The following is an 18,381-nucleotide window of genomic DNA, read 5'->3' on the forward strand; positions in this document are numbered from 1 at the left end:
CAGAAACCGCAAGATCGGCGGGGTGTGGGGTGTGGGGTGCGGGGGGCGGGGTGCGGGGTGTGGGTGGGGGGTCAGGTGGTGGCGAGGCGCTTTAGGGCGCCTCGGGCCACCTCGGGGCGGGTCGTGTACCAGAACGGGGGTAGCGACCGGCGTAGGAACGGCCCGTAGCCCCGGGCGGTCTCCAGGCGCGAGTCGAGCACCGCGACGACGCCCTTGTCGCCGGTAGCCCGGATGAGCCGGCCCACTCCCTGTGCGAGGCGTACCGCGGCGATCGGCACGCTGACCGCCGCGAACCCGGAGCCGCCGCCCGCGTCGACGGCTGCGGCGCGGGCCGCCGCGAGCGGTTCGTCGGGGCGTGGGAAGGGCAGCCGGTCGATGACCACGAGCTGGCAGGCGTCGCCCGGTACGTCCACTCCCTGCCAGAGCGACATCACCCCGAACAGGCAGCTGGACCGCTCCTCGCGGAACCGGCGGACCAGCAGCGGCAGCGCCTCCTCGCCCTGCAACAACACCGGCAGGTCGGTCCGCGCGCGCAGCAGCTCCGCCGCCTGCGTCGCGGCCCGCCGGGAGGAGAAGAGCCCGAGAGTACGACCACCGAGCGCCTCGACGAGACCGAGCAGTTCCTCACCGGCCGCGTCGGGCAGGCCGGAGACGCTGGGTCGGGGTAGGTGCGCGGCGACGTACAGGATGCCCTGCCGCGCGTAGTCGAACGGCGAGCCGACGTCCAGTGACCGCCAGCCCGGCCCCTCGGTCGCGGGGATGGTGGTGGCGTCGGCCAGCCGGCGGCCCGGTGTTTCGGCGGCCGGGCGGCCCGCGCCGGTGCGGGCGGCCATCGTGGCGGCAGCCGGTGACGCCGGGACCGGCGGCGCGTCCAGGCCGAGGGCACGGGCCACCGTGTCGAACCGGCCGCCGAGCGCCAGGGTGGCCGAGGTGGCGACCACTGTGCGCTCGTCGTACAGGTGGGCGGCGAGAGTGCCGGCGACCGAGAGGGGCGCGACGACAAGTGCCCGACGGTTGCCACTGTCGTTCTTCTCCACCCAGGCCACGTCGTGGTCGGCCTCTTCGAGGAGCCGCTGCGCGGTGGTGGACAGGTCGTCCATGGCGGCCTTGGCCTGCTGCTTGCGGACCGGGTCGGGATCGTCCGACTTGATGTCGCCGATCGCGTCCAGGGCGGCGCGGGTGGCCGAGTCGAGCAGAGTGCACGCCTGGTGCAGCGGCGTCGGCAGGCCGGCGGTGAGTCGCCCGGCCGGCGCCTCGGCGAGCCCGACGGCGAGGGCGTCACCGGCGGCGGTGAGCGCGTCGGCCGTCTCCGGTTTCAGCAGCGGCCGGGCGCGTCGGGTGGACCGGTCGATCATCTCCGGCACCAGTTCGGCCTGGGCGGCCGAGGAGACACGGTCGGCCAGCTCGTGCGCCTCGTCGACGATGAGCAGCTTGTGTGGCGGGACGATGTGCCGGTCGGCCAGCATGTCCACCGCGAGGAGGCTGTGGTTGGTCACCACGATGTCGGCCTCGCGGGCGCGGGCCCGGGACGCCTCAGCGAAGCACTCCGCCCCGAACGGGCAGCGGGTCGCGCCGACGCACTCCCGCGACGGCATGGAGACCAGCCGCCACGCCTGGTCGTCGACGCCCGGGTCCAGTTCGTCGCGGTCGCCGGTGTCGGTCTTCTCGGCCCAGTCGCGCAGGCGCTCGATCTGCTTGCCGAGCCGGCCGGCCTCGCCGAGCCACTTCGTGCCGCCGCCGGGGCGGGCGGCCGGGGCGTCGAAGAGGGTCTCCTCCGGCTCGTCCGCCGTGGAGTTGTCCAGTCGGGCCAGGCAGAGGTAGTGATGGCGACCCTTGAGGACCGCGAACGTGGGCCGGCGGCCGAGCAGCGGCTCGACGGCGTCGGCCAGCCGGGGCAGGTCGTGGTCGACGAGTTGAGACTGCAACGCCAGCGTGGCCGTGGAGACCACCACCGGACCGTCCACGGTCAGGGCAGGCGCGAGGTACGCCAGCGACTTGCCGGTGCCGGTGCCCGCCTGCACGAGCAGGTGCTCGCCGCTGGTCACGCACTCCTCGATGGCGGTGGTCATCTGCTGCTGACCGGGGCGCGCCATGCCGCCGGGAACCGCGCCGACCGCCGCCGCGAGCAGCTCCGTACCGCTGGGCCGGGCACCCCGCCGCCGGCTCGTGCCGCGGGCCGAGGGGGTGGCGGAACCGGTGGCGGTGCGGGGCGGAGTCACCGTGCGACGGTACCCGTCGGCGCCGACACCGACAGCGCCCATCCGCCCGCGTGGCGCGCACCCACCTGTCGCGTTACGGCTGCGCTACGACGTGTGGGCGGTATCGGTTAGGGTGCGAATCATGCCGAGCGACGTGGTCCGAGTGATCTACCGCAAGTACGACGGCAGCGCGCACCGTGACTACCCGGCCCGTCGCCTCGCGGAGGACGACCTCGGCGTCTGGCTCGGCGTCCCCTTCGGGACCGAATCGGTCTACCACGGCCGTCCGTCGGTGGAGAAGATCCCCTTCGTCCTGCTGGTGCCCCACCACGCCTGGTGGACGTGCATGTTCAACCCGCCGCCGCGCACCAGCGAGGTCTACTGCGACATCGCCACGCCGGCCCGTTGGGAGTCCGACGACACCGTCCACCTGATCGACCTCGACCTGGACGTGGTCCGACGGCGGGCCACCGGCCTCGTGGAGTTGCTCGACGAGGACGAGTTCGCCGAGCACCGGGCCCGCTTCGGCTACCCGGAGGACGTGGTGGTCGAGGCCGAGGCGGCGGCCCGGTGGCTGTACGGGGCACTCGGCGACGGCACCGAGCCGTTCGCCACGTCGTACCGCAAATGGTTGGCCCTGGTGGTCTGAGCCGGCAGCGGCTCACCAGCGCGGCGGCCACCGGTCGTCGTCGAGCAGCGGCGGCAGGCCGGTCAGCTTCAGCGGGTTGAGCTGGTTGAAGATGCCGGTGATCCGGCCGTCGTCCACGGTGAACGCGGTGACCAGCCGGATCTGCCTCCCGTCGGTGTGCGTCGTCTCCATCTGCAAGCCCAGGGCGCCGTCGACGAGCACCGAACGTGCCCGCACCCGCTGCGCGTACCGGCCGGTCCGGCCGAACAGGCCGAGCGTGAGGCGACCCACCGCGTCAGCCCCGACCACCGGCCGCAGAGCCGTCGGGAAGTGCCCACCCGCGTCGCCGACGAGGACCACGTCCGGCGCGAGCACCCGCAGCAGCGGGTCCAGCTCGCCGGACTCGGTGGCGGCCACGAATGCCGCGAGGACACGCCGTTGCTCGGCCGGGTCGGCGGTGTGCCGGGGCGCATCCGGTGCGGTGACCGCCCGCCGAGCCCGGGAGGCGAGCTGCCGCGCGCCCACCTCGCTGGTGCCCAGGACGTCCGCCACCCGGGCGAACGGCACCGCGAACACGTCGTGCAGCACGAGCGCGACCCGCTGCTCGGGCGCGAGCCGTTCCAGCATCACCCGCAGGGCGGTGCCGACCTGGTCGGTGCGGACCGCGCGCTCGGCGGGATCGGGGGCATACCCACCGCCGGCCACGCCGCCGTGCAGCGGGCTCACGACCGGCTCCGGGAGCCACTGCCCGGGGTACGCCTCCCGACGGACCCGAGCCGAGCGCAGGACGTCCAGGCAGAGCCGGGCACAGGTGGTGGTCAACCACGCGGAGAGGTCGCGGATCTCGGCGCGGGCGGCCGGGTCGGCGAGGGCGCCGGCGTACCGCAGCCAGGTCTCCTGCACGGCGTCCTCGGCTTCGCTGCGACTGCCCAGCATCCGGTGGGCCACCGTGAGCAGCCGCCCCCGCTCGACCTCGAACTCCGTCGCCAGGTCCCGCACGACCCACCACCCTCCCCGCTCGCCAGGTGCCCTGGCGTACATCCTCCAACCAACCGGACGTGCCGGTGGCCCCGGACGTGACGGCGGGCTGGTCACTCGTGGCGGCCCGCGACGGACGAGGGGCCGCCCTGGTGGGCCTCGGCGGGCGGAAGGTGCGGGGGTGGGCGATGATCCGAGGATGAGCGAAAGCGGGCAGGAGCAGGGCGAGCGGATCGTGGCACCCCACGGCGGGTCCGTACGGGATCTGCTACGGGTCACCGCGCCCGTGGATCTCGCCGCGATCGACCCCCGGTCCACGCCCGGCCTGCCGGACGCCAAGGCGATCGGCGAGCGCCGGAAGACCTGGGCCCGTACGCAGGTGGAGTTGATCGGCGAGGAGCTGGGTCGGCAGCAGGAGATGCTGTTCGCGATGGCCAAGGCCGGCTCGGCGGACCCGGCGCGCCGGGTGCTGCTGGTGCTCCAGGCCATGGACTGCGGTGGCAAGGACGGCACGATCAAGCGGGTGGCGGGCGCGATGAACCCGCTGGGCCTGCACATCCGCTCGTTCGGACCGCCGACCCCGCAGGAGCTGCGGCACGACTTCCTCTGGCGGATTCGCCGCGAGCTGCCGCCGCCCGGGTACGTCGGGATGTTCAACCGCTCGCACTACGAGGACGTGCTGATCGCCCGGGTCGGCGCCCTGGTGCCGAAGGCGACCTGGCGGGCGCGCTACGAGCAGATCAACTCCTTCGAGCGGGAGCTGGTCGACGACGGGGTGACCGTCGTGAAGGTGATGATGCACATCTCGTACGCCGAGCAGGGCGAGCGGCTGCTGGAACGGCTCACGGACCCCCATAAGCACTGGAAGTACAACCCGTCGGACGTCGACTCCCGGGCGCACTGGGACGACTACCAGGCCGCGTACACCGAGGCCCTGAGCCGGTGCGGCACGGACGTCGCGCCGTGGTTCGTGGTGCCGGCGGACCGCAAGTGGTACCGGGACTGGGCCGTGGCCCACCTGCTCCGTGAGACGTTCGACACGCTCGGTCTGGGGTATCCGCCTGCCGATTTCGACGTCGCGCACGAGCGTGAGCGATTGGCCGCTGGGGGAGCGGGGACGGTTGGGACGCCCGAGATGAACAGCAGATGAACGACCGGTGAATGTGGCCTGGCCAGGGGTGGGCCGGGGAATTTGCGGTTCTGGCGTTTCCTAGCATTCACCGAGCGGACGCCTACGGACGCCGCCACCCTTCCACCGACGCGACGAGGTCTGTGCTGTGAAGTTTTCCTTCCGCCCCACCGAGGGCGCCTTCTACGAGCTCTTCACCAGGGCCGCGCAGAACCTGGTCCGGGGCACGGCGCTGCTGAACGAGCTGGCTCTGCCCGGTGTCGACGTGCAGTCGGTCAGCGAGCGCTTGACCGAGGTCGAGCACGACAGCGACCAGATCACGCACGATCTGTACAAGAAGATCAACTCGACCTTCATCACGCCCTTCGACCGGGAGGACATCTACCGGCTGGGCTCGCTGCTCGACGACGTGATGGACCACCTGGAAGCGGTCGGCGACCTGCTCTACCTGTACGGGCTGACGGAGCTGCCGGCGCTGCCCCGCGAGCTGCACGAAATGGTCAATGTGCTCGACCAGCAGGCCAAGCTGACCGCCGAGGCGATGCCCCGGCTGCAGTCGATGAAGGACCTCGAGGACTACTGGATCGAGTGCAACCGACTGGAGAACGAGGGCGACCGGATCAACCGGCAGCTGCTCGTCCGACTCTTCTCCGGCGAGTACGACGCGTTGACGGTGCTGAAGATGAAGGAGGTCGCCGACGAGTTGGAGGCCGCCTGCGACGCCTTCGAGCACGTGGCCAACACGGTCGAGACCATCGCGGTCAAGGAGTCCTGAACCGGTGACTCCCGAACTCATCGCCGTGCTGGCGGTGATCGCGGTTGCCCTGGCGTTCGACTACACCAACGGCTTCCACGACGCTGCCAACGCGATCGCGACAAGCGTCTCCACCCGGGCGCTGACACCCCGGATCGCCCTCGGCCTCGCCGCGGTGGGCAACTTCTTCGGTGCACACTTCGGTGCCGGGGTCGCCAAGACCGTCGGCGACGGCCTGGTCACCCTCCCCACGGGGGTGAGCAGCCTCGGGGTGGTCTTCGCCGGGGTGCTGGGTGCCATCGCCTGGAACCTGATCACCTGGTACTTCGGCCTGCCGTCGTCGTCCTCGCACGCGCTCTTCGGCGGTCTGGTCGGCGCGACCCTGCTGTCGACCGGCGGTCTCGTGCAGTGGGGCAACATCGGCGAGAAGGTCATCCTGCCGATGGTGCTCTCGCCGATCGTCGGCCTCACCCTCGGTTACCTGCTGATGCTGGCGCTCCTCTGGCTGTTCCGCAAGGGCCAGCCGGGCAGGCTCAACCGGGGTTTCCGCCATGCGCAGACCGTCTCCGCCGCCGCCATGTCCGTCGGCCACGGCATGCAGGACGCCGCCAAGACGATGGGCATCGTGGTGCTGGCGCTCTACACCGGCGGTTTCCAGGAGAGCAAGACGCACATCCCGGGCTGGGTCTTCTGGACCTCGGCGACGATGTTGGCCCTCGGCACGTACGCCGGTGGTTGGCGGATCATCCGTACCCTCGGTCGTAAGATCATCGACCTTGGGCCGCCGGAGGGTTTCGCCGCCGAGACGGTGGCCAGCGCGGTGCTCTACTTCAACGCCCTGGTGCTGAAGGCCCCGATCTCCACGACCCACACGATCACCTCGGCGATCATGGGCGTGGGAGCGACGAAGCGGCTCTCGGCGGTTCGCTGGAACGTCGCGGGCAACATCGTGATCGCCTGGATCATCACGTTCCCGGCCTCCGCGCTGATCGCCTGCGTCACCTACCTGCTGGTCCGGCCGCTGTTCGGCTGACCGGACCCGACGCGCGACAGGGCCCCCCGGACGCCGGGGGGCCTTTCGCGTTCACTCGTAGCGCACGCCGATCTGCTCGCGGACCGTGTCCAGCAGGGCCATCACCTCAAGGGTCGTGGTGTGCGGCACCAGCGGGCTCTCGGTGAGCCCGGCGGCCAGGCAGCGCCCCACCTCGATCGCCTCGTACTGGTAGCCGTTGCCGGCCTCCTCGGCGGTGATCGTCTCGGGCTCGGCGCCGTCCCGGTGCAGGGTCAGCGAAGCCGGTCGGAAGAACGGCTCCGGCAGGTCGATACGGCCGCTGCTGCCGGTGACCGAGGCGGCCAACGAGCTCGCACCGACCATGCCGCAGCTCAACGTCGCCACCGCTCCGCTGTCGTACCCGAAGAGGATGCCGGTGTTCTCGTCGGTCCCCTCCGGGCCGAGGTGCGCCCAGGAGCGGACGTGCTGCGGCACGCCCAGCAGCAGGTGCGCCAGGCTGATCGGGTAGATCCCCAGGTCGAGCAGCGCGCCCCCACCCAGCGCCGGGTTGCGCATCCGGTGCTCCGGCGGGAACGGTCCGGCCACCCCGAAGTCGGCCCGCACATTGCTCACCGTGCCGATCGCCCCGTCCGCGATCAACTCGACCGCCCGCAGGATCAGCGGGTTCGTCCTCATCCACATGGCCTCCATCAGGAAGACCCCGGCGGCGCGGGCGGTGTCCACCAGCTCGGTGCTGGTGGAAAGGTCGAGGGTGAACGGCTTCTCCAGCAGCACCGCCCGGCCGGCGGTCAGGCAGGTCAGTGCCGCCTCGTGGTGCGCGGCGTGCGGAGTCGCCACGTAGATCACGTCGACCTCCGGATCGGCGGCCAGCTCCACCCAGGAGCCGTACGCCCGCTGCGCGCCGTAGGTGTCCGCGAACCGCTGCGCGCTGTCGACGGAGCGGGAACCGACCGCGACCAGCTCGGCGTCCGGCACCAGCCGGAGGTCTTCGGCGAAACGGCTGGCGATGTGGCCGGTGGCCAGGATGCCCCAACGAGTCATGCTGGAACGCTAGCTGAGCGACGTGAACCGCCCGCTGCCTGGCCGCCGCCCAGCTCATCCGTCGGGACCTCGGCGCGCTCCTGGCCGCCCCGCGCCCCGCGCCTTGCGCCGCGCGCCTTGCGCCGAGGCCGCGCGCCGGACACTGCGCACCGCGCGCCGCGCCGGCCGGGCCACCCCTCACCTACGCCCTTTGCTCTGCTTCAGCCGACGCAACAGTGCCGGGGATTTTTGTTGCCTGGGTTGAAGCAGAGCAAAGGATGTGTGGGGGGCGGGGCCGGCCCGCCTGCGCCGACTGGCCGGGGAACTAGGCTCGCGGCATGACGAGCGACAGCGACGGCTTCGCTGCCCCGGCCGCCCTGGTCGAGCACGCCCGCCGGTTCCGGGCTGAGGGCGGCACCCCGGCGGTGCCCCGGGTCGCGGCCACGGTGCTGCTGCTGCGTCCGACCGACACCGACTTCGAGGTGTACGTCATCCGCCGCGTCGCCGCGATGACCTTCGGCGGGATGTACGCCTTCCCCGGGGGCGGGGTGGACCGCTCCGACTCGGAGGCACACCTGGACTGGGCGGGCCCGACACCGCAGGAGTGGGCGGGCCGCCTCGGCGTCCCCCCAGACGCGGCCCAGGCGGTGGTCTGCGCCGCCGCGCGGGAGGTCTTCGAGGAGGCGGGTGTGCTGCTCGCCGGCCCGGACCCGGCGACCGTGGTGGGCGACGTGAGCGGCGACGACTGGGAAGCGGCACGGCAGGACCTGGAGGGTCGCCGGCTGGGCTTCGCGGCGCTGCTCGCCAACCGTCAGCTCACCCTGCGGTCGGACCTGCTGCTGCCCTGGAGCCGGTGGGTCACTCCGGAGTTCGAGCCACGGCGCTTCGACACGTACTTCTTCGTCGCCCTGCTGCCGGCGGGACAGCGGACCCGCGACGTCTCCGGCGAGGCCGACCACACGCTGTGGATCCGGCCGGCGGATGCGCTGGCCCGGGCGCAGGCCGGTGAGCTGACCATGCTGCCACCGACGCTGGTCACGCTGGCCCAGGTGGTGGCCGCTGGCGACCTGGCCGGCGTGGCCCGCGCGGCAGCTCAGCGGGACGCCGCCACCCCGGTCACCCCACGCCTGGACCTGCCGCCGAACGGCGAACCTCGCTTCGTCCTCGGGTGACACGTCGGGTGCTGAGGCGGTGCCGGGAACGGCACCGGCGCCCACGCCGGGAGGGCGGGGCGCCGGTGAGCGGGCGTGACCGGCTCAGCCGAAGCGGCCGGTGATGTAGTCCTCGGTCTTCTTCACGCTCGGGTTGCTGAAGATCTTCTGGGTGTTGTCGTACTCGATGAGCCGGCCCGGGTCGCCGGTCTTCTCGATCGAGAAGAAGGCCGTCCGGTCCGAGACCCGCGCGGCCTGCTGCATGTTGTGGGTCACGATGATGATCGTGAACTTGTCCTTGAGCTGGAACATCAGGTCCTCGATGGCCAGCGTGGAGATCGGGTCCAGGGCCGAGCACGGCTCGTCCATCAGCACGACCTGCGGCTCGACCGCGATGGTCCGGGCGATGCACAGCCGCTGCTGCTGACCGCCGGAGAGGCCCGCGCCGGGCTTGCCGAGGCGGTCCTTGACCTCGTCCCACAGGTTCGCCGAGCGCAGGGCCTTCTCGGCCGCGTCCTCCAGGATCGACTTCTTCCGGACGCCGTTGAGCTTCAGCCCGGCCACCACGTTCTCGAAGATGCTCATGGTGGGGAACGGGTTCGGCCGCTGGAAGACCATGCCGATCGTGCGCCGGACCGCGGTGACGTCCACGTCCCGGTCGTAGATGTCCTGGTCGTCGATGGTCAGGCTGCCCTCGACGCGGGCTCCCGGCAGCACCTCGTGCATCCGGTTGATCGACCGCAGGAACGTCGACTTGCCGCAGCCGGACGGCCCGATGAGAGCGGTGACCGTCTTCGGCTCGACGGTCAGGTTGATGTTCTCGATCGCCTTGAAGCCGCCGTAGTACGCGGTGACGTTCGAGGCGGAGACGCGCTTGGCCATGGTGGTACCTCCGGGGTTCATCGGCTGAGCCTGTTGCGACGGGCCAGCAGCTTCGCCGCGATCGTCAGGATGAGCACGAGGGCGACCAGGGTGAGTGCCGCGGTCCACGCCCGTGCCGGCGCGTACTTCGACGCCTCGCCGGCCTGCTGGTAGACGAAGAGGGCCAGCGACGACTGGTTGTTCTCGAAGGGGTTCGTGTTGATGGCGGCGCCACCGCCGGCGACGAGCAGGACCGGTGCGGTCTCGCCGGCCGCGCGGGCGATCGCGAGCATGACGCCGGTGACGATGCCGGGCAGCGCCGTGGGCAGCACCACCCGCAGGATTGTCTTCCACTTGGGTACGCCGAGCGCGTACGCGCCCTCACGCAGCGGGGCCGGCACGAGGCGGAGCATCTCCTCGGTGGACCGGACGATGGTAGGCAGCATCAGTACGGCAAGGGCCAGCGCGGCGGCGAAGCCGGAGAAGCTCGGCCGGCCGCCGTTGAACCACGGCGACACGATCAGCACCCAGAACGCCAGCACGAAGAGGCCGGAGACGATCGACGGGATGCCCGTCATCACGTCCACGAAGAACCGGATCGCGAAGGCGAACCGACCCCGCCCGTACTCGACGATGTAGATCGCGCAGAGGACGCCGAGCGGGACGGTGATCAGGGTGGCGATGCCGACCTGCTCCAGGGTGCCGACGATCGCGTGGTACGCGCCGCCGTTGGCGTCCCGGGCCCCGATGTTGTTCATCGAGGTCTGGAAGAAGTTGCCGTCCAGCCGCTCGGTGCCCTTGCTGACCAGCGTCCAGACGACCGAGATGAGCGGCAGAACCGCCAGCACGAACGCGGAGTGGATCAGCGCGCTCCAGGTGCGGTTGCGGGCCGACCGACGCCCCTCGACCACGTTGGCCGCAGCGAAGAGCCCGGCCAGGTAGAGGATCGCGCCGAGGACGACGACGAGGACCGGTCCGCCGATGTCGGCGCCGTAGACGATCACGGCGGAGAGTGCGAGGGCCGCCACGGCGATGACCGGTGCCGCGTACCAGGGCAGCCGCCGGGCTCGCAGTGAAGCCGGCTGGGCCGGCGGCCGGGTGCGGTGGGAGGTGACGGTTGTGGTCATGCGGCGGACTCCGTGAACTCCCGGCGGCGGTAGATGATCGCCCGCGCGATGATGTTGACGATCAAGGTGATCGCGAACAACACGAGGCCAGAGGCGATCAGGGCGCCCCGGCCGGTCTCGTTCGCCTCGGCGAACCGGTTGGCGATGTTGGCCGCGATGGTGTTACCACCGGACTCGAGCAGGTTGAACGAGATGGCGTAGGTGGAGCCGAGGGTCAACGCCAACGCGATGGTCTCGCCCAGCGCGCGGCCGAGGCCGAGCATGACCGCGGCGATGATGCCGGGGCGGCCGTACGGCAGCACCGCGGTGCGCAACATCTCCCAACGCGTGGCACCCAGTGCGATGGCGGCTTCCTCGTTGGCCTTCGGCGTCTGAAGGAACACCTCGCGGGTGAGCGAGGTGACGATCGGCAGGATCATGATGGCCAGTACCAGGGAACCGAGCAGGATCGAGTTGCCGTAGGGGCCGTCGCCGCCAAAGATCGGGATCCAGCTGAAGTACTTGTTGAGCCAGACAGAGAGGTCCGACACCGGGCCGATGAGGTAGTCGCGACCCCAGAGGCCGAACACCACGCTGGGTACGGCAGCTAGCAGGTCGATCAGGAAGCCGAGGCTGTTGCCGAGCCTGCGCGGAGCGTAGTGGGAGAGATAGAGCGCGATGCCCATTGCCACAGGTACGGCCATGAGCAGCGCCAGGGCGGCGGTGAGCACGGTGCCGAAGGCGAGTGCGCCGATGCCGAACGTGGGCGGGCTGTCGTTCGGAAACCAGCCTTCGAAGGTCCAGAAGTTCGCGGAGTTGGCGCGTAGTGCCGGGATCGCCTTCGCGACCAGGAAGACCGCGATGGCCACGATGATGACCAACACTGTCGTTCCGGCAGCCAGGGTTAGGCCACGGAAGGCCCGCTCGGCCCCGAACTTCCGGTTACGGGGCAGCGTGTCGCCGCCGCCGCCCAGCCCGGTGCCGCCCGGGAAACGGGTGCTGACTGGTGCCTCGGCCTCACGCGCCGAGGCACCGGCGGGCCACTCGTGACTTTCGGTCACGCGCGTCCCACCGGTGCCGGCGTCGGCCGAGCGGTGAGGGGTTTCACCCATCTGCTCGCTCGATTCGATTGCGGAGGTGTGGGGTCGGGTCAGGAGAGGTTCTTTACCGCGGTCTCGACCTTGGTGCGGACCGTCTCGGGCAGCGGGGCGTAGCCGAGGTCGGTCAGGGAGTTCTGGCCCTCAGCGCTGGCGGCGTGGCTCAGCAGACCCTTGACCAGCTTCAGCTTGTCGGCCGCGAGGCCCTTGCTGCAGACGATCTCGTACGTCGCCAGGACGATCGGGTAGGCCCCGGCCTCCTTGGTGTTGTAGTCGATCGATAGCTTGAGGTCGTCGCCCTGGCCATCGATCTTCGCCCCGGCGATGGTCTTGCCGGCCGACTCAGCGGTCAGCGCGGCCCACTCGCCGGCACCGTTCTGCACCTTGGCCTTGTTCAGGCCGGAGTTCTCGGCGTACGACCACTCGACGTAGCTGATCGTGCCGACCGTGCTCTTGACCTTGCTGGCCACGCCGTCGGACTTGGCGGCACCGATACCACCCGGGGCCTTCCACGCCTTGGCGTTGCCGAAGGTCCAGTCCGACTCGGCGGTCTTCGACAGGTATTTGGTGAAGTTGTCGGTAGTGCCCGACTCGTCCGAGCGGTGGACCGTCTGGATGGCGGCGGACGGAAGCTTGGCGTCCGGGTTGTCCGCCTTGATGGCCGGGTCGTCCCACTTGGTGACCTTGCCGGCGAAGATCTTCGCCAGGGTGGCCGGCTTGAACTGCAGGTTGTCCACGCCGCTGCCGGCGTTGTAGACGACCGCGACCGGGCCGATCACCATGGGCAGGTTGAGAGCTTTGCCACCGGCGCACTTGGCGTCGGCCTGCGGCTGCTCCTCCGGCTTGAGCGCGGAGTCGGAGCCGGCGAAGTCGGCGGTCCCGGCGATGAACGCCTGGATGCCGGCACCCGAGCCGGAAGCCTCGTAGTTGATGGTGGTGCCAGCACACTTCTGCTGGTAGGCCTTGATCCACTCGGCCATGGCGTTCTTCTGGGCCGACGAGCCCTGGGCGTTCACCGTGCCGGTACCGCAGTCGACCGCGGCGGCGGAGCCCGAGGCGCTGGCGCCGGAAGTGGGCTCGTTGTTGTCCGAGCCGCATGCACTGAGGCCGAGCGTCGCGGCAAGAGCGAGGCAGGCAATAGTGCCGTACCGCTGGAGCTTCACCTGAGGGGTTTCCCTTCGCGTCTGACTTGGCGCCCCGATCCCGGGGGCCGAGGACCGGCACTGACCGGCTGACACGAAAGTTAGAAGTGCCAGGTAGCCGGTTCGCCGGTCGCGAGTGAACGCGAGGTGAACACGTGCGGCCCCTGAGGTGACCGCTCGCTGAGGGTGAGTTGTCCGTTAAGTGAACTGCGATGCACCTGTCGGAAGTATGGTTATATTTCTAGTACGCTGTTATCTCGCCGACACATTTCGTGACCAGCCGGCGACCTGACCACTGCGGCGAGCGCCGGAACCTCAGACTCGGGCGGCTTCGCAATCGGTTCTGCCTCGTCCCCGCGCTGGGTTAAATCCTGACCCCCTAGGTGTTGGCTGGTCGTGGGATCTGGATGTTGTCCTGTCAGCGTGGATGTCGAATCGGCGACTTTTCGATCGTTCCATCCGACCCTCCAGCGTCGAAGCGCTGCTCGTACATGGAGATGAACCCGCGCTTAATGCGAGGCTGCGATGGGATGAAGAGAACCGTAAGAGAATGCTCCCCGACCCATTCATTGACATTCCCGTCTGGGGTGGTAATCCTATCTCAAGGCGAACGCGAGGGAAGGATATTGCAATGAAGGTGATTAGTAAGATTCCGCGGGCCATGGCGGTAAGTGCTGCCACTGTAAGTCTGGGCTTGATCGCTACAGGAACGCCTGCCCTCGCGGCACCTTACACGGTGTGGGCCTGGCATGATGCGAATGTTCGATCCAATACCAGCACCAGCGCCTCCGTTGTTGGCAAGATCTATGCCTCCAACAGCTACCCCGCTGAGTGTTACGTCATTGGTCAGACGGTCAAGGATCTTGGCTACACGAACAAGTACTGGATTCTGATTGATCTGAAGAATGGTGGCCACGGTTGGGTTAGTGGAATCTATCTGCAGGGTGATCAAATGGGTAATGTGAATAGCGAATGCTAGGCCTGATGCAGATCGCTGAGACGCCCTGGTTCGGCACGGCGGAGCCGCAGCCACACCGCAATTGGCAGGCATATCTCCTGGCGCTTTGCGGGTGTTAGCCCACCCCATTGAACGGTGGTGCTTTCCTCGTCTGGGCTGGCAGAACCATGGTGAGGTTCTGCCAGCCCGCTACGGCCGGCCTTCAGCCCAGGTGGTAGTTGATGTGCGCGGACCATCGGGCGAATCCGAGTCGTTCGTACAGGGCGACAGCCCCGGTGTTCGAGTCGTCGACGTAGAGCATCACCCGGTCCAGACCCCGCTTGTCCCGCAGGTACGCGAGCCCCGCCGTGGTCAGTGCCCGCCCGAGGCCACCGCCGTGTGCGGTCGGCTCGACCCCGAGCACGTACACCTCGCCGATGCGGGCCGACCCGGGCCGCTCGTGCACCTTCGTCCAGTGGAAGCCGAGCAGCCGGCCGGTCGCGGTCTCCTCGGCGAGCAGGAAGCCGGCGGGGTCGAACCACGGCTCGCCCAGACGGACCCGCAGGTCGTCCGAGGTCCACCGGCCCTGTTCGGGGTGCTCGGCGAAGGCCCGCGCGTTCAGAGTCAGCCATGCCGCGTCGTCCGCGCCGGGCCGGAACGCGCGCAGCACCACCCCGTCGGGGAGGCGTGGCTCGCCCAGCGGCGCCGCCAACGGCCGGCGGAGTTGCCAGAGCACCCGGGTCCGGGTGAATCCGAGGTCCACGGCGAGTGCCGCCGCCGACGGGTGGTCGCCGTGCGCCCACGCCCGCAACGGTCCGGTCGCCGAGGCGAGCACACCTCGGGCCAGCGCCCGGCCGGTGCCCCGCCGCCGGTACGCCGGGTGCACCACCAGCTCCACCCCGATCCCGTCCACCGGGTCGGTGGTGTCCAGGTGCGCGTACCCCGTCAGGGTGCCGTCGTCCGCGCGGGCCAGCAGGTGCACGGCCGGAGCGTCCGGGTCGCGCAGGCGGAGCAGGACGTGCTCGTCGAGCGGGTCCGCGCCATCGGTGTCGCCCGCCGTGCGGGCCAGGGCCAGTACGCCGGCGATCTCCGTGGGGGACAGTCGGTCGGTCCGGGTCACCTGGTCGCTGGTCGGCTCCGCGCTGCTCATCCCGTCACCGTAGCCGCTGCGTCCCGTGCGTCCCGGACTGTCTGCCGAGTAGCGCCCTGGACCCGTCGCCGGAGGAGGATGACCGGCTCACGTCGGGTCGGTGGGCAGCGCCTCCAGCTCGTACCGGGCGCTGAGTTCGGGCAGGATTCGGCGCAGCGCGTCGACAGTGCCCTGCCGGTCGCCGCCGGCGTCGTGCATGAGCACGACGCCCCCGGCTCGCGCCTGCGCGAGCACCGTCGAAGCGATCTTGTCGGCGCCGGGCGCCTGCCAGTCCGACGGGTCCACCGACCAGTGCAGAGGGGTCATGCCGAGCTGCTGGGACACCGACACCACCGGGTAGGTCCAGGCGCCGCCGGGTTGCCGGTACCAGACGATCGGGGCGTCCGGCACGGCCGCTCGGATCGCCTCGTTGGTGCGTACCAGATCGGCGCGGATCTGGTCGGCGGACCGGTTGCCCAGCGTGACGTCGTGGTGCCAGGAGTGGTTGCAGAGCGTGTGGCCGTCGGCGACGATGGCCTGGATCAGGTCGGGGTGGTCCTGGGCGTTCTCGCCCACCACGCAGAACGTGGCCTTGACGTCGTACTCGCGCAGCGTCGCGAGGACCTGCGGTGTGTAGCGCGGGTCTGGACCGTCGTCGAAGGTCAGCGCGAGTCGGGCGGTGCCGGTGCCGGTGTGGGCGCCGAACAGCTTGTCGCCGCCGGCGTCGCGGCCCGTGCCGTCCTGGCCGGCCTCGGTGGGACCGGCGGCGTTCTGGCTGGCGTTGGCGCTGGGGCTGGGGCTGGGGCTGGGGCTGGGGCTCGCGGCCGACGGCCGCTCGGGTGGTTGGTCGGCGTAGTGCGGCCCGTCGGCGTCGGTGGTGACGCCGGTGGCGTGCCGCTGCGGCTGGTCGGGGACGAGGCTGCGGCCCAGCACGTACGCCGAGCCGAGCAGCGCCGCCACCACCACTGTCACGATCCCTGCCGCCCGCGCGGTCGAGCTGACCCGCGTCACGGCTTCCATCCGGTCGGCCGGAGCCGCCGGCCCGTCGCCCCCGTGCTACCTGCGCGCACCCTGAACCCCCTTTTGCGACAAACCCGGCAGTCAGAATAGGACCGGCGAGATGCGCAAAAGGGGCATATGGGGAATCAGGTGGAGCTAGACGGGCAGCGGTGCGTGCTCCGCCTCGGGCAGGGACCGCGACGGCGGTACGACGAACTTGTAGCCCACCTGGCGGACCGTGCCGATCATCGACTCGTACTCGGAGCCGAGCTTGGCGCGCAGCCGCCGGACGTGCACGTCCACCGTCCGGGTGCCACCGAAGTAGTCGTACCCCCAGACCTCGCGCAGCAGCTGGTCGCGGGTGAAGACCCGGCCCGGGTGCTGGGCCAGGAACTTCAGCAGCTCGAACTCCTTGTAGGTGAGGTCGAGCGGGCGACCCTTGAGCTTTGCCGCGTACGTGTCGGGGTCGATGGTGAGTTCCCCGGCCCGGATCGAGCCGCCGGCGCCGGCGGTCGCGTTGCTCAGGCGACCGACCGCGAGCCGCAGTCGGGCCTCGACCTCGGCGGGGCCGGCGGAGGCGAGGATGACGTCGTCGACGCCCCAGTCCGCGTTGAGCGCGATCAGGCCGGCCTCGGTGACGACCGCGACCAGCGGCACGCCGAGCCCGGTGGCGTGCAGCATCCGGCAGGTCGCCCGGGCCTCGCTCAACTCCGACCGGGCGTCCACCAGCACCGCGTCCGGGCTGGGCCCGGCAACCAGGGTGCGGACGTCGCGCGGCGCGGTGCGCACCGAGTGTGGCAGCAGGTCGAGTGCCGGCAGCACAGCCGACGGTTCCCCTGCGCGTGCGGTCACCAGCAGCAGGATCTCCACGATCACCTCCGTCCCGGCGGCGCATCGCCGCACGCGACCAGACACACTCGTGAGGGAGTGCGCTGAGAAATTGCGTGGTCCCGGCGTCGCTGACGGGCGGGTAAGGCGTTGAGCGTAACCGATCGCCTCGGCTGCGCCCGCAGGCCATTTCCTGTTTGTCTAGCTTGCCCCTGATCGTGGCACAGGTTTTAACGTTGCTGAAACCCGTGACCGTCGCGTCGGGCGGCCGATCTGGCACGATCGGGGCGTGTTTCCCTCTACCTCGCCCGACGCCGGCCGCGATTCGTGGGTCGACGGCCCCCGTCCGGGTCCGGCCGCTCCGACCCGTGGCCACCCGCCCGCGCCGCGTACCGGGCCGGCGCCCGCCGAGGGCGAGCGCCGTGAACGTGGTCCGCGCCGAGCCCGTCGTGCCGGAGAGCCGGCCCGTCGCAGCGAGGACGAGGTCGACGAGCCGGAAGAGGAGGTCATCCCTCCGGTCGAGGTGCACCGTCCGCTGGCGCTGACCATCGCCGGCTTCGCCGCGCTGCTCGGCGTGGGACTCGTGCTCGGCGCGCAGACGTCGGGACCGGGCCACCGGCTGCCGTTCGCCTTCATCATCTTCGGCGTCCAACTGCTGTTCGTCCTCGCCTGGACGATGGCCATGCGCCCACCGGCGTTGCTGCTGGTCGGCGGGATCAGCGCCGTCGTCGCCGCTGCCGCCGACGTCGCCGCCGTCCGGAGCGACATCGCCGGTCTGGCGCCGCTGGGCTACCTGGCCGTCGGCGGCTTCCTCGCCGCCGTGCTCGGCCAGCTGGTCCGCCGGGTCGACCGGGTCCGGGTCACCGACTCGCTCGGCGCCACCCTGCTCATCGTGGTCGGCGTCGTGGCCTTCGGCACGCTGATCGTGCTCAGCCGCATCCCGGCCGGCACCCAGGCGATCACGGTCTGCCTGACCGCGAGCGGGGTCGCGTTGACCGTCGCCCGGCTCACCGACGCGGTGCTGCCGTGGCCCCGGCTGGCCCCGCAGGTGCCCCGGGGCGCGGCCGGCGTCGTCGGCGGCGCGATGGTGGGCACGCTGGGCAGCGCGCTGCTCGGCAGCTATCTGGTGGCCCCCTTCACCCCGACCAAAGCCGCGGTGATCGGCCTGGTCGCGGCCGTCACCGCCGTCCTCTCCGACCTTGCGGTGGGGTACGCGGAGGCAGGCCGCCTGATGGCCGGAGAGCCGCCCACCATGTGGGTCGCCCGGCACATGCAGGGACCGCTCGGTGGGTTCGCCCTGGCTGCGCCCGCGGCGTACGCCATGTGCATGCTCTTCCTCTGAGCCCACGGTTGAGGCCGGTGCCCGTCGGGTACCTTCCGTTGCGCCGCGCTGCGGCACGAGTTCGGACGTC

The 18,381-nt window shown here is 70.7% G+C and carries 17 protein-coding genes; 7 read left to right on the forward strand and 10 right to left on the reverse strand.

Annotation, left to right across the window (positions count from 1 at the left end):
• Positions 1 to 71: 71 nt before the first annotated feature.
• On the reverse strand, positions 72 to 2,261 hold the full coding sequence (locus ABZU91_RS20495; RefSeq protein WP_355242561.1) for an ATP-dependent DNA helicase: 2,190 nt from the start codon (positions 2,259 to 2,261) through the stop codon (positions 72 to 74).
• Positions 2,262 to 2,340: 79 nt separating this feature from the next.
• On the opposite strand from ABZU91_RS20495, the gene ABZU91_RS20500 reads away from it, so the two are divergent.
• Entirely contained in the window at positions 2,341 to 2,847 is a 507-nt protein-coding gene (locus ABZU91_RS20500; RefSeq protein WP_355242564.1) for a DUF402 domain-containing protein, read from the forward strand.
• 12 nt (positions 2,848 to 2,859) lie between these two features.
• Here ABZU91_RS20500 and sigJ read toward each other — a convergent pair whose 3' ends face one another.
• Positions 2,860 to 3,825, reverse strand: a complete 966-nt coding sequence (gene sigJ, locus ABZU91_RS20505; protein WP_355242567.1) for an RNA polymerase sigma factor SigJ — start codon at positions 3,823 to 3,825, stop codon at positions 2,860 to 2,862.
• A 178-nt stretch (positions 3,826 to 4,003) separates the two neighbouring features.
• Between sigJ and ABZU91_RS20510 the strand changes: the two genes are divergently transcribed.
• The 3 genes from ABZU91_RS20510 to ABZU91_RS20520 all read left to right on the forward strand — a co-directional run bounded on the left by ABZU91_RS20510 (position 4,004) and on the right by ABZU91_RS20520 (position 6,720).
• Positions 4,004 to 4,954, forward strand: coding sequence for a PPK2 family polyphosphate kinase (locus ABZU91_RS20510; RefSeq protein WP_355242570.1), 951 nt, complete (start codon positions 4,004 to 4,006; stop codon positions 4,952 to 4,954).
• A gap of 127 nt (positions 4,955 to 5,081) precedes the next feature.
• Positions 5,082 to 5,708, forward strand: coding sequence for a DUF47 family protein (locus ABZU91_RS20515; protein ID WP_007465788.1), 627 nt, complete (start codon positions 5,082 to 5,084; stop codon positions 5,706 to 5,708).
• Between the two features lie 4 nt (positions 5,709 to 5,712).
• Complete coding sequence (locus ABZU91_RS20520) at positions 5,713 to 6,720, forward strand: inorganic phosphate transporter (protein WP_355242574.1); 1,008 nt, start codon at positions 5,713 to 5,715, stop codon at positions 6,718 to 6,720.
• A 51-nt stretch (positions 6,721 to 6,771) separates the two neighbouring features.
• Here ABZU91_RS20520 and ABZU91_RS20525 read toward each other — a convergent pair whose 3' ends face one another.
• Positions 6,772 to 7,740: a Gfo/Idh/MocA family oxidoreductase gene (locus ABZU91_RS20525; protein WP_355242577.1), complete on the reverse strand. Its 969-nt coding sequence runs from the start codon at positions 7,738 to 7,740 to the stop codon at positions 6,772 to 6,774.
• 317 nt (positions 7,741 to 8,057) lie between these two features.
• Between ABZU91_RS20525 and ABZU91_RS20530 the strand changes: the two genes are divergently transcribed.
• Positions 8,058 to 8,891, forward strand: coding sequence for an NUDIX hydrolase (locus ABZU91_RS20530; protein WP_355242580.1), 834 nt, complete (start codon positions 8,058 to 8,060; stop codon positions 8,889 to 8,891).
• Between the two features lie 84 nt (positions 8,892 to 8,975).
• On the opposite strand, the gene pstB is transcribed toward ABZU91_RS20530, so the two are convergent.
• From pstB to pstS, 4 genes are read right to left on the reverse strand one after another with little or no spacing between them, the layout of a single operon-like run.
• Positions 8,976 to 9,752 (reverse strand): phosphate ABC transporter ATP-binding protein PstB, encoded by a 777-nt coding sequence (gene pstB, locus ABZU91_RS20535; RefSeq protein ID WP_099848932.1) that lies wholly within the window; start codon positions 9,750 to 9,752, stop codon positions 8,976 to 8,978.
• A 17-nt stretch (positions 9,753 to 9,769) separates the two neighbouring features.
• A complete protein-coding gene (gene pstA / locus ABZU91_RS20540; RefSeq protein ID WP_355242583.1) occupies positions 9,770 to 10,858 on the reverse strand; it encodes a phosphate ABC transporter permease PstA in 1,089 nt (362 codons plus the stop codon).
• Complete coding sequence (gene pstC / locus ABZU91_RS20545) at positions 10,855 to 11,949, reverse strand: phosphate ABC transporter permease subunit PstC (protein ID WP_355242586.1); 1,095 nt, start codon at positions 11,947 to 11,949, stop codon at positions 10,855 to 10,857. Before pstC ends, pstA begins: the two co-directional genes overlap by 4 nt.
• Positions 11,950 to 11,987: 38 nt before the next feature.
• Entirely contained in the window at positions 11,988 to 13,097 is a 1,110-nt protein-coding gene (pstS, locus tag ABZU91_RS20550; protein WP_355242589.1) for a phosphate ABC transporter substrate-binding protein PstS, read from the reverse strand.
• A gap of 610 nt (positions 13,098 to 13,707) precedes the next feature.
• Here pstS and ABZU91_RS20555 point away from each other — a divergent pair.
• Positions 13,708 to 14,055: an SH3 domain-containing protein gene (locus ABZU91_RS20555; RefSeq protein ID WP_355242592.1), complete on the forward strand. Its 348-nt coding sequence runs from the start codon at positions 13,708 to 13,710 to the stop codon at positions 14,053 to 14,055.
• A 181-nt stretch (positions 14,056 to 14,236) separates the two neighbouring features.
• Here the strand turns inward: ABZU91_RS20555 and mshD are convergent, their stop codons facing one another.
• The 3 genes from mshD to ABZU91_RS20570 all read right to left on the reverse strand — a co-directional run bounded on the left by mshD (position 14,237) and on the right by ABZU91_RS20570 (position 17,017).
• Entirely contained in the window at positions 14,237 to 15,163 is a 927-nt protein-coding gene (gene mshD / locus ABZU91_RS20560; RefSeq protein ID WP_355242595.1) for a mycothiol synthase, read from the reverse strand.
• An 87-nt stretch (positions 15,164 to 15,250) separates the two neighbouring features.
• Entirely contained in the window at positions 15,251 to 16,162 is a 912-nt protein-coding gene (locus ABZU91_RS20565; protein WP_355242598.1) for a polysaccharide deacetylase family protein, read from the reverse strand.
• A 135-nt stretch (positions 16,163 to 16,297) separates the two neighbouring features.
• Positions 16,298 to 17,017 carry a response regulator transcription factor gene (locus ABZU91_RS20570; protein WP_179781168.1) on the reverse strand — a complete coding sequence of 240 codons (720 nt, stop codon included), beginning with the start codon at positions 17,015 to 17,017 and terminating at the stop codon, positions 16,298 to 16,300.
• Between the two features lie 241 nt (positions 17,018 to 17,258).
• On the opposite strand from ABZU91_RS20570, the gene ABZU91_RS20575 reads away from it, so the two are divergent.
• Positions 17,259 to 18,311, forward strand: a complete 1,053-nt coding sequence (locus ABZU91_RS20575) for a hypothetical protein (RefSeq protein ID WP_355242601.1) — start codon at positions 17,259 to 17,261, stop codon at positions 18,309 to 18,311.
• Positions 18,312 to 18,381 lie beyond the last annotated feature (70 nt).

The organism is Micromonospora sp. NPDC005174, assembly GCF_040608495.1.
Lineage (GTDB): Bacteria > Actinomycetota > Actinomycetes > Mycobacteriales > Micromonosporaceae > Micromonospora.

Coding starts and splice junctions, on each gene's coding strand:
- ABZU91_RS20495 (WP_355242561.1), bottom strand. CDS start 2,261: ATGGGCGCTGTCGGTGTCGGCGCCGACGGGTACCGTCGCACGGTGACT.
- ABZU91_RS20500 (WP_355242564.1), top strand. CDS start 2,341: ATGCCGAGCGACGTGGTCCGAGTGATCTACCGCAAGTACGACGGCAGC.
- ABZU91_RS20510 (WP_355242570.1), top strand. CDS start 4,004: ATGAGCGAAAGCGGGCAGGAGCAGGGCGAGCGGATCGTGGCACCCCAC.
- ABZU91_RS20525 (WP_355242577.1), bottom strand. CDS start 7,740: ATGACTCGTTGGGGCATCCTGGCCACCGGCCACATCGCCAGCCGTTTC.
- ABZU91_RS20530 (WP_355242580.1), top strand. CDS start 8,058: ATGACGAGCGACAGCGACGGCTTCGCTGCCCCGGCCGCCCTGGTCGAG.
- pstB (WP_099848932.1), bottom strand. CDS start 9,752: ATGGCCAAGCGCGTCTCCGCCTCGAACGTCACCGCGTACTACGGCGGC.
- pstA (WP_355242583.1), bottom strand. CDS start 10,858: ATGACCACAACCGTCACCTCCCACCGCACCCGGCCGCCGGCCCAGCCG.
- pstC (WP_355242586.1), bottom strand. CDS start 11,949: ATGGGTGAAACCCCTCACCGCTCGGCCGACGCCGGCACCGGTGGGACG.
- ABZU91_RS20555 (WP_355242592.1), top strand. CDS start 13,708: ATGAAGGTGATTAGTAAGATTCCGCGGGCCATGGCGGTAAGTGCTGCC.
- mshD (WP_355242595.1), bottom strand. CDS start 15,163: ATGAGCAGCGCGGAGCCGACCAGCGACCAGGTGACCCGGACCGACCGA.
- ABZU91_RS20565 (WP_355242598.1), bottom strand. CDS start 16,162: ATGGAAGCCGTGACGCGGGTCAGCTCGACCGCGCGGGCGGCAGGGATC.